At 59.3% G+C, this 9,533-nt stretch carries 9 protein-coding genes; 5 read left to right on the top strand and 4 right to left on the bottom strand.

Annotated elements, in window-relative coordinates; all coding sequences use genetic code 11:
* Positions 1 to 1,720 (top strand): helicase-related protein (locus tag LEPOCDRAFT_RS01485; RefSeq protein ID WP_009756640.1); only part of this gene is annotated, 1,720 nt, incomplete at its 5' end.
* Here LEPOCDRAFT_RS01485 and LEPOCDRAFT_RS01480 read toward each other — a convergent pair.
* Entirely contained in the window at positions 1,721 to 3,724 is a 2,004-nt protein-coding gene (locus LEPOCDRAFT_RS01480) for a DNA topoisomerase IV subunit B (protein WP_009756639.1), read from the bottom strand.
* 132 nt (positions 3,725 to 3,856) lie between these two features.
* On the opposite strand from LEPOCDRAFT_RS01480, the gene LEPOCDRAFT_RS01475 reads away from it, so the two are divergent.
* Positions 3,857 to 4,579 carry a hypothetical protein gene (locus LEPOCDRAFT_RS01475; protein WP_009756638.1) on the top strand — a complete coding sequence of 241 codons (723 nt, stop codon included), beginning with the start codon at positions 3,857 to 3,859 and terminating at the stop codon, positions 4,577 to 4,579.
* A 61-nt stretch (positions 4,580 to 4,640) separates the two neighbouring features.
* On the opposite strand, the gene LEPOCDRAFT_RS01470 is transcribed toward LEPOCDRAFT_RS01475, so the two are convergent.
* Together LEPOCDRAFT_RS01470 and LEPOCDRAFT_RS01465 are read right to left on the bottom strand one after the other, a co-directional pair.
* Entirely contained in the window at positions 4,641 to 5,060 is a 420-nt protein-coding gene (locus tag LEPOCDRAFT_RS01470; RefSeq protein ID WP_009756637.1) for a hypothetical protein, read from the bottom strand.
* Complete coding sequence (locus LEPOCDRAFT_RS01465) at positions 5,057 to 5,347, bottom strand: hypothetical protein (RefSeq protein ID WP_009756636.1); 291 nt, start codon at positions 5,345 to 5,347, stop codon at positions 5,057 to 5,059. The genes LEPOCDRAFT_RS01470 and LEPOCDRAFT_RS01465 overlap by 4 nt, the downstream gene beginning before the upstream one ends.
* Positions 5,348 to 5,489: 142 nt before the next feature.
* Between LEPOCDRAFT_RS01465 and LEPOCDRAFT_RS01460 the strand changes: the two genes are divergently transcribed.
* From LEPOCDRAFT_RS01460 to bamC, 3 genes are all read left to right on the top strand, one after another.
* The gene (locus LEPOCDRAFT_RS01460) at positions 5,490 to 6,743 is read left to right on the top strand and encodes an MFS transporter (protein WP_009756635.1); all 1,254 of its coding nucleotides are present in this window, start codon (positions 5,490 to 5,492) and stop codon (positions 6,741 to 6,743) included.
* Positions 6,744 to 6,930: 187 nt separating this feature from the next.
* Positions 6,931 to 7,821, top strand: a complete 891-nt coding sequence (dapA, locus tag LEPOCDRAFT_RS01455) for a 4-hydroxy-tetrahydrodipicolinate synthase (protein WP_009756633.1) — start codon at positions 6,931 to 6,933, stop codon at positions 7,819 to 7,821.
* A 7-nt stretch (positions 7,822 to 7,828) separates the two neighbouring features.
* Positions 7,829 to 9,043, top strand: a complete 1,215-nt coding sequence (bamC, locus tag LEPOCDRAFT_RS01450) for an outer membrane protein assembly factor BamC (RefSeq protein WP_009756632.1) — start codon at positions 7,829 to 7,831, stop codon at positions 9,041 to 9,043.
* A gap of 108 nt (positions 9,044 to 9,151) precedes the next feature.
* Here bamC and LEPOCDRAFT_RS01445 read toward each other — a convergent pair whose 3' ends face one another.
* Complete coding sequence (locus LEPOCDRAFT_RS01445; RefSeq protein WP_009756631.1) at positions 9,152 to 9,364, bottom strand: hypothetical protein; 213 nt, start codon at positions 9,362 to 9,364, stop codon at positions 9,152 to 9,154.
* Between the last annotated feature and the right edge of the window lie 169 nt (positions 9,365 to 9,533).

The following is a 9,533-nucleotide window of genomic DNA, read 5'->3' as shown; positions in this document are numbered from 1 at the left end:
CCCGGCTTATCCGCATGCCCAAGAGCTCAGCGCCCACCTCGAAACGCTGGTCGAGCGTGCCGGCAACCGCAATCCCGAGCACTTGAGCTCCTTGCTGCCCGCACTGCAATCCGAGTGCGCCTTGATGCAGGACTTTGCCTCGCTCAAGCACGCTTGTCTGCGCGCCTTGGAACGCTGGGAGCACCGCGCCCATGAAATCAACACCCTCGAAGACCTGAACAGCGAGCTGGCTTTTCAGGGCTACCCGGACACCTTTGAGCGCGCTAGGCACCTAGAGCGCAAGGTCACGTTGCTGATCGGGCCGCCCAACAGCGGCAAAACCTACCAAGCCTTCGAGCGTCTCGCCAAGGCCGAAAGCGGCGCTTATTTGGCTCCGCTGCGCCTGCTGGCCTTGGAAGGGCGTGACCGCTTGCAAGAACGCGGCGTGCTGTGTTCGCTGCGCACCGGCGAGGAAAACGTGCCGGTTGAAGGCGCACGCATCACCTCCAGCACCATCGAGATGGTCGGCACACGCGAGATCATTGACGTGGCCGTGATCGACGAAGCGCAGATGATCTTCGACCCCAGCCGGGGCTGGGCGTGGACGCAGGCCATCGTGGCGGTGCCCGCGCGCGAGCTGTTCATCATCGCCTCCGAATACGCCGTCGAAACCCTCGAAGGCCTGCTGGGCTTGTGCGGCGAAAGCTGCACCATCCAGCGCTTTGAGCGCAAACAAGCGGTGCAGTTGCTGCCCGCGCCCGTGCCGCTCAACGCCTTGCACAAGGGCGACGCGGTGGTGGCCTTCAGTCGGCGCGATGTCTTGATGCTGCGCGATCAGATCTCCGCCCACGGCCATTCGGTGGCGGTGATCTACGGCGCGCTGCCGCCCGAAGTGCGCCGCCGCGAAGCCGAACGCTTTGCCCAAGGCGCGGTCTCGGTGCTGGTGGCCACCGACGCCATCGGCATGGGCCTGAACCTGCCGATCCGCCGCGTGCTGTTCAGCACCATGACCAAGTTCGACGGCCAAGGCGACCGGCTGCTGACGGACTCGGAAGTGCATCAAATCGCTGGCCGCGCCGGGCGCTTCGGTCTGCACGAAGAAGGCTTCACGGGCGTTTTGAAGGAAGCCGAACCGTCAGCCGCCAAAACCTTGCGCCAGCTTCTGCCGCAAACACCGCGTGCGCCGCGCCAGTTCAAAGCGCCGGTGGCCCCGAACGGTTGGCACATCGACACCATCTCGGCGCGCTTGGGCAAGACCGGCCTGCACGAAGTGCTCAAGGTCTTCATGGATCAGCTCCAGCTCGACAGCGCCCACTTTGCCGTGGCCGAACTCGAACAAATGCTGACCTTGGCCGAGCAGCTCGACCAAAACGCCGCCAGCTTGAATCTGCGCCAGCGTTTCACCTACGCCCAGGCGCCGGTCGATACCCGCACCGAAGCGCAAGTGCAGGCGTTCTTGAGCTGGGCGCGCAGCCACGCCGAAACCGGCATGGTCGCCAGCCCGTGGTTCCTGCACGAGGTGGACGAATACAGCCGCCTCGACCGCATGGAACAAGCCCTGCGCGCTTGCGCCCTATGGCTCTGGCTGGACCTGCGCTTCCCCGGTGTTTACGGCGACGTCGCCGACGTCATCGACCTGCGCCACCGCTTGAACGACGGCATTGAGCGCCAGATCAAGAGCCACAAACCGCTGTGGCAATCAAGAACTGGCGGGCGGCCGCGCCAAGACCGCAACCGCTGATCAGATATCGATCTCCACCGCATCGCCGTGCAGCTCCATGAGCTCGCGGCGGGCGGCGGCTTCGCCTTTGCCCATGAGCTTGGTGAGCGACGCGGTGGTGGCTTCGACGTCGAGCGCGCCATGATCGACGCGCAACAAGCGGCGGGTGTCGGGGTTGAGAGTGGTGTCCCAGAGCTGCTCGGCGCTCATTTCGCCCAAGCCCTTGAAGCGGCTGATGCTCAAACTGGCCGGGTCACGCACGCCTTCTTTTTTAAGCTTGTCGGTGACGGCTTGCAGCTCGGCGACGTCCAAGGCGTAGATCTTGGTGGCCGGCTTTTTGCCTCGCGCTGGGGCATCGACCCGAAAGAGCGGTGGCTTGGCGACATAAATGTGGCCTGTCTCGATGAGCTTGGGAAAGTGGCGAAAAAAGAGCGTGAGCAGCAGCACTTGGATGTGCGAGCCGTCCACGTCGGCGTCGCTGAGGATGCAGATCTTGCCGTAGCGCAGGTTGCTCAAATCGGGCGTATCACCCGCCGCGTGCGGATCGACGCCGATGGCAACGGCGATGTCGTGGATTTCGTTGTTGGCAAAGAGCCGGTCACGGTCCACTTCCCACGTGTTGAGCACCTTGCCGCGCAGCGGCAGGATGGCTTGGGTTTCCTTGTTGCGACCCATCTTGGCGCTGCCCCCGGCCGAATCCCCTTCGACCAAAAACAACTCGTTATCCGCTAGATCGCGGCTTTCGCAGTCGGTGAGCTTGCCCGGCAACACCGCCACGCCTGAGCCCTTGCGCTTTTCAACCTTCTGCCCGGCCTTTTGACGCGCCTGCGCTTGGCGAATCACCAATTCAGCCAGCTTCTTGCCGTGCTCAACGTGCTGGCCCAACCACAGATCAAAAGCCGGTTTGACGTAGGCACTGACCAAGCGCAACGCGTCACGGCTGTTCAGGCGCTCTTTGGTCTGGCCTTGGAACTGCGGATCAAGCACCTTGGCGCTCAGCACAAAACTGGCACGACCAAACACATCGTCCGGCATGAGTTTGACGCCCTTGGGCAAGAGCGAGTGCATGTCGATGAAGGCTTTGATGGCACTGAAGAGGCCTTCTTTCAGCCCAGCTTCGTGCGTGCCGCCGGCCACGGTGGGGATCAAGTTAACGTAGCTTTCACGCAGACTTTGACCCTGCTCGGCAAAAGCCACGCACCACGCCGCGCCTTCGCCTTCGGCAAAGTTCTCGCTCTCATGGCTGCTGGCGTGATGCGCGCCCTCAAAAAGCGGAATCAACGGCTCGGCCAACAGGCTTTGTTGCAGGTAGTCGCGCAGGCCGCCCTTGTAGAGCCAAGTAAGGGTTTCGCCGGTTTTTTCGGTGCTGAGCGTGACCGTCACACCCGGCATCAACACCGCCTTGCTGCGCAGCAGATGGATCAGCTCGGCACGCGGCAGCTCGGCGCTTTCAAAATATTTGGCGTCGGGCCAGACCCGTACCGCCGTACCGCTCTTGCGCTCAGCGCGCTCAGCCGGACGCAGGGTCAACGGCTCAATCACGTCGCCGCCCGAGAAAACCAGCTGTGCGACTTGCTTCTCGCGCCAGACCGTCACGGCCAGACGCGTCGCTAAGGCATTGGTCACGCTGACGCCCACACCGTGCAGACCGCCCGAGAAGCTGTAAGCCCCGCCCGAGCCTTTATCGAACTTGCCGCCCGCGTGCAACCGGGTATAGACGATCTCAATCACCGGCACACCTTCTTCGGGATGCAGGCCGAAAGGAATGCCCCGGCCGTCATCTTCAACACTGATGGAGCCGTCAAGGTGCAGGTTCACCGCGATGCGGCTGCCAAAACCCGCCAAAGCTTCGTCGGCGGCGTTATCGATCACCTCTTGGACGATGTGCAGCGGGTTGTCGGTGCGGGTGTACATGCCCGGCCGTTGCTTGACGGGCTCCAGCCCTTTCAGAACACGGATCGAGGCCTCGCCATAGGCGGCAGCGCTGGGGGGAACGGTGGCTTTCACAGGTACTTGACTAGACATATGGGCGCGGATTGTAGGGATGCGTAGGGATGCGCTTCAGCAAAGAGAGATCGATCCGGTGTTAGCCTATGCAAATGGTCACTTTGACCGTTGTGAACCGTTTACCTGCCAACCAAGATCAGGATCATTGCCATGAAGATGCGCCCTCTCCTCCTCGCCACTGCCACCACCCTGAGCGCTTTTGGCGCCCATGCGGGTTCCATCAACGCCCTCAATGCGCTGTCGCAGTCCGACTTCCGCCTGTTGAGCGAAGACTTGGGCGCCGCAGTGTCTTACAAGCCTTTGGTACCGGCTGAGAGCCTTGGCATCATCGGCTTTGACGTCGGTGTGGGCCTGGGGGCCACCAAGTTGCAAAGCACAAACGTTTTGAACCAAGCCTCCGGAGGCTCGATCGATCTCAGCACCCTGCCTTTTGCCATGGTCCGCGCGCACAAGGGCTTGCCGATGAACATCGACGTGGGCGTGGCGCTGGGCACATTGCCGGGCACCGGCGTCAGCACCAAGGGCGCTGAACTGCGCTGGGCTTTCTTGCCGGGCGGCATGGTGACGCCGGCGGTGGCGGTGCGCGGTGCTTATTCGAGCATGTCAGGCGTCTCGCAACTCGACGTCAGCACCACCAGCTTGGATGTCTCGATCTCCAAAGGCTTCTTGTTCCTCAAGCCCTATGCCGGTGTCGGTATCGTGCAAGTCAAATCGACCCCGAACGGCGTGGCCTCACTGCAAGCTGAAAGCTTCACCCAACCCAAAACCTTTGTCGGCCTGAACATGAACTTCATGCTGTTGAACGTGGCGGTTGAAGGCGACAAAACCGGCAGCAACACCAGCTACGGCATCAAGCTGGGTGTGCGCTTCTGAGTTTGCGATCAAAAGTGCGCATGAAAAGGCCAGCACATGAAAAGGTCTGTGCTGGCCCAGCTTACATAGGCAATACCTTGATCTGATAGGTCACATCTAGGCTGAATGTCCCCTGCGCACCCTGGAAATGAACCACATGATCACCGGGTGGTAAGGGCTTGAGCATGACGTAATAGCCGTCATCGACCGCCGGCCCATAGGTCGCTTGTGGCAAGTTGCAAAACAGGTCACCGTTGGGCGTACTGATACTGAAAACAACCGACTGATGGCGGAAACGTTCCAAATGTCGAATCGGCACACCGTCGACTTGCGCGCTCAACTGCGCTCCCGTGACCCACGGGGCCACGAGGGTGCGCAAATCAGTGACTGAGACATGGACGGCGTCTTGACCACAGACGCCCGGTGAATCAAACGCGAAGGCATTCAGCAGCGGAAAGAACAAAGCCTTATTCGCCGGAATGGTGCATGCACGTTGAGTCACCCCTCCAAAGTTTCCAAACAAAACCACACTGGTCCGCGTTGACCGATGGCACACGCCTCGCCGCTCGGGTCAAGCAGCGGATGAATGGCTGGTGGCATGGAAGCGACGAACTGCCACCACTGAGCGGTCCACTCGGGAAACGAGGTGCCATAAGGCGCAGCGGTGGGTGCAAAGTAAACCGCCTCTTCGGTGTCGTTATGAGGTTCGGCAACAACAACCGTTCCAGCCGTCAATGCCAAAGACACGGCCAACACATGGGCCAGCTTGTTGATCCCTGAAGTCTTCATGATGGCGCTCCATCAAGAGAAATAACGCCGCCTGAATGCACGTACTTGGGGGTAACGGCCGACCACCATGGGCGGCGCACGCGAGACGGTGCGGCCAATGACTGCGCCCGAAGCGGCTTGATATTAATCACAATACAGCGCTATGTCTAAGCCAACTTCACCCTCCATCCCTTTGCTGCCGATCACCCAAGTCTTGTTATTCAGCGGCCTGATCGTGACCTTATCGATGGGGGTTCGCCATGGTTTTGGCTTGTGGCTGGCCCCGATCACCCGTGCCCATGGCTGGAGCGTAGAAAGCTTCGCCTTGGCGCTGGCCCTGCAAAACTTGGTCTGGGGCCTGAGCGGACCGTTCACCGGCATGTGGGCCGATCGCCAAGGCGCACCACGGGTGTTGATGGTCGGAGGCTTGCTTTACGCCGCAGGCTTGGGTTGGATGGCCCTTGCTGACACGCCCTTCAGCTTCGTGCTCGGTAGTGGGTTGCTGATTGGTCTGGCCCAGTCGTGCACCACCTATGCGGTGGTCTACGGCGTCATCGGCCGCAACATCCCACCCCATAGACGCTCTTGGGCCATGGGGTTAACCGCTGCTGCCGGCTCTTTCGGCCAGTTTTTAATGGTGCCGGTCTCAAACCAATTCATCCATCAACTCGATTGGCAAGGTGCGCTCTGGGCGTTGAGCTTGTGTGCTTTGCTCATCCTCCCGTTTGCCACGGGCCTACGTCAGCCCAAAACTTCCTCTCTTGGCATTGATCCCATTCAAACCGTCACCACTGCACGACCGACCGGTCCACAAAGCACGAAAGAAGCACTGCTCGAAGCACTTGGCACCCCCAGTTTTCTCTGGCTCAGTGCAGGCTATTTCGTCTGTGGCTTCCAAGTGGTGTTCATTGGCGTGCACATGCCAAGCTTTCTCAAAGACCAAGGGTTGTCCCCTGAGGTCGCCACCACATCCTTGGCTTTGATTGGCTTATTCAACATTTTTGGCACCTATGGCGTGGGACTGCTCGGCCAGCATTGGCCCAAAAACCGCTTACTTTCAGGGATCTATGCCAGCCGAGCCGTTGCCATCAGTGTCTTTTTGGCGCTACCCATCACAGCGCTATCGGTAGAGATCTTCTCAGCGGTGATCGGTTTACTTTGGCTTTCTACCGTGCCGCCCACCAACGCCTTGGTCGCCCAGATCTTTGGTGTCAAACATCTCTCGATGCTCGGGGGCGTGGTATTCCTTAGCCATCAGCTCGGCAGCTTCTTGGGGGTATGGCTCGGTGGGCGACTGCACGATCTGAGTGGCAGCTATGACATCGTTTGGTGGATCAGCATCGCTTTAGGCGTGGTTGCCGCCCTGTTCAACACGGCAGTGCGTGAAGCACCAACCGACAAACAGACTCGCCCATGATTCAACAAATCCTGCGTTATTTCTTGATCATCGGTCTTTTGGCCGGGGTTTTTCTCAGTTACCTTCGGTCCGATCTGGTCATTGATCTGGGCAATCGCCTATGGGGCTGCGGGTAACGGTGAAGTCCAGCACGAGATGTGTCGGGTGTCACAGTTAGAATCGCCCGATTCTGAGGACTGAACCCATCATGACACCCATTGTTGGCAGCATCGTGGCGCTTGTGACGCCCATGCACGAAGACGGTAGCGTCGATTTTGACGCCCTGCGTCGTTTGATTGATTGGCACATTGCCGAAGGCACCGCCTGCATCGGCGTGGTTGGTACCACGGGCGAATCGCCCACCGTGTCGGTCGAGGAACACTGCGACATCATCCGCGTTGCAGTGGAACAAGCTGCCGGTCGTGTGCCCGTGATGGCCGGCACAGGTGCCAATTCGACCCAAGAAGCGATTGAGCTTAGTCGATTTGCCAAAGACGTCGGTGCCACATGCACCCTCTCGGTCGTGCCCTACTACAACAAGCCGACCCAAGAAGGCATGTACCAGCACTTCCGGGCCATCGCAGCGGCGGTGGATATTCCAATGGTGCTTTACAACGTGCCAGGCCGTTGCGGCGCGGACATGCTGCCTGAGACCGCCATGCGCTTGGCACAGATTCCTGGCATCGTCGGCATCAAAGAAGCCACGGGCAACATTGAGCGCGCATGTTGGCTAATTCGTGAGGCTCCAGCTGATTTCGCTATTTATTCAGGTGACGACGGTACCGCTGTTGCGTTGATGCTTCTGGGCGGCCACGGCAACATCAGTGTCACGGCCAACATCGCACCTCGCGCCATGGCCGATCTGTGCCGCGCAGCCTTGGCAGGTGATGCGCGTACAGCACGGGAAATCCATCTCGGCTTGTTGCCGATCCATCGGCAACTTTTCGTCGAACCCAATCCGATCCCCGTAAAGTGGGCCATGCAACGCCTCGGTCACTGTGGCGGCACGATGCGCCTACCTTTGATCTCCATGTCGGCAAGCCTAGCTACCGCGATGGACAACGCCTTGGTGGATGTTGGTTTGCTGCCCAAAACCTGATTTGCCCATGACCTTGAAGCGCATGATCTCTACCCCACTGACTTTCTCGCCATCACCGATGAACACACGAGGGTGGCGTGTGACCGTCCTAAGCTTCGGGCTGGTGGGTTTGGTAGGGTGTGCCTCTGACACGCCAATCACCTCCAAACTGGACTACCGCACCGTGACGGTGCATGGTCCGATCATCGAAATTCCTCCTGATCTCACCCAGCTGAATAGTGACCCGCGCTATCAGCCGATGGGTGGTGGTGGCGAGGCCGTAAGTGCGAACGCGGCCGGCAAAGCAGCGAGTGGAGCCACAGATTCGTCGGCGTCTTCACGCACCATCGCAAGCTTGAACCGCAGTGGCGTACGTGTAGAACGGGATGGCAATCAACGGTGGTTGGTCTCACCCAAACAGCCGGAAGACATCTGGCCCATTTTGCATAGCTTCTGGGGTGAGAACGGTTTCAAGATCAGCTTCGAACGGCCTGAAATTGGGATCATGGACACCGATTGGGCTGAAAACAGAGCGAAGTTGCCGCAAGATTTTCTACGCCGTGCGGTGCTCTCCAAGATTGCCGAAGATAGTTATGACACGGGAGAACGAGATCGGTATCACACCCGTATCGAACGCATCCCCGGCGGAGGCACTGAAATTTATGTCAGCCATCGTGGCATCGCTGATGTCGGCGCGGGCGCAGGAGCGGGTCGGTTTCAATCCCGCCAGAACGACCCCAGCCTCGAAGCTGAGATGCTTTCACGTTTGATGTTGCGTTTGGCCAACTTGGATGCTGTCGCACAACCATCGGGCACCGCACTCGCCTCCCAAGCCTCAGCCGCCGTACGAAATGCGACGCCTACGACGACTCGTGCGCGAATGCTTCCTGGCAAACCTGCAGCATCCATGCAAATTGATGAGGCACCTGATCGTGCTTGGCGTCGTCTTGGATTGGCTTTGGATCGCAGTGGCTTCACCGTTGAAGATCGAGACCGCAGTCAAGGTATTTATGACGTTCGCTATGTCGATCCCAAGTTGGCAGGCAAAGAAGAGCCCGGTCTTTTGAGCAAGATATTCACGGGAGCCAAGGCGGAAGGTTACAGCGGCACACGCTATCGCCTGATTCTCAAAGAACTCAGCACCACGTCCAGCGTCGTAAGTATCCATGACCCGCAAGGATCACCGCAGAACGACGATAACGCGCACAGCATCATCACCATGCTGGTTAATGAAATGCGTTGATCACGCAAGAAAGTCTTGAGAAAGCCTTTCTTGCAATAAAAAACCGCCAGAAGGCGGTTTTTTATTGCTCGCACGATAGCAGCCAAAGCTGCTATCGAATGATCCGAATTACTTCGAAGCAGCAGCAGAAGCAGCAACTGCTGCGCCAGAAGCGGCAACAGCAGCGCCAGAAGCAGCAGCATCAGCCGAAGCAGCCGAAGCGGGGGCAGCAGGAGCCGAAGCCACCATAGCTGCCGGAGCCGGAGCGGCTTCAGGCTTTTTGCCACAAGCGGCCAAAGCAGCAACAGCGATCAGGGAAGCGATCAGGAGCGAGTTTTTCATGGTTATCCTCAAGTCAAAGAGAGTCAGACAATTACCGGTAATTGAAGGGCCTCCACGACGTACGTGACATGTGCGACACCGCACAATCTGCGCTTCCTTGTAAGAAACGGCTCGCCGATCAGCCCCAGCGAAGACACGGAAGGCTCGAGCACTTCCAAGCCTAGCCCAT

It is taken from the genome of Leptothrix ochracea L12 (assembly GCF_000262525.1).
The sequence above is the reverse complement of the archived record's forward strand: the minus strand, read 5'-3'. Positions and strand labels throughout refer to the sequence as shown.

What these genes read in the sequence shown, in the direction of transcription:
- LEPOCDRAFT_RS01465 (WP_009756636.1), bottom strand. Translation starts at nt 5,347, where the DNA reads ATGAAGACTTCAGGGATCAACAAGCTGGCCCATGTGTTGGCCGTGTCT.
- LEPOCDRAFT_RS01480 (WP_009756639.1), bottom strand. Translation starts at nt 3,724, where the DNA reads ATGTCTAGTCAAGTACCTGTGAAAGCCACCGTTCCCCCCAGCGCTGCC.
- LEPOCDRAFT_RS01475 (WP_009756638.1), top strand. Translation starts at nt 3,857, where the DNA reads ATGAAGATGCGCCCTCTCCTCCTCGCCACTGCCACCACCCTGAGCGCT.
- LEPOCDRAFT_RS01445 (WP_009756631.1), bottom strand. Translation starts at nt 9,364, where the DNA reads ATGAAAAACTCGCTCCTGATCGCTTCCCTGATCGCTGTTGCTGCTTTG.
- dapA (WP_009756633.1), top strand. Translation starts at nt 6,931, where the DNA reads ATGACACCCATTGTTGGCAGCATCGTGGCGCTTGTGACGCCCATGCAC.
- LEPOCDRAFT_RS01460 (WP_009756635.1), top strand. Translation starts at nt 5,490, where the DNA reads ATGTCTAAGCCAACTTCACCCTCCATCCCTTTGCTGCCGATCACCCAA.
- bamC (WP_009756632.1), top strand. Translation starts at nt 7,829, where the DNA reads ATGACCTTGAAGCGCATGATCTCTACCCCACTGACTTTCTCGCCATCA.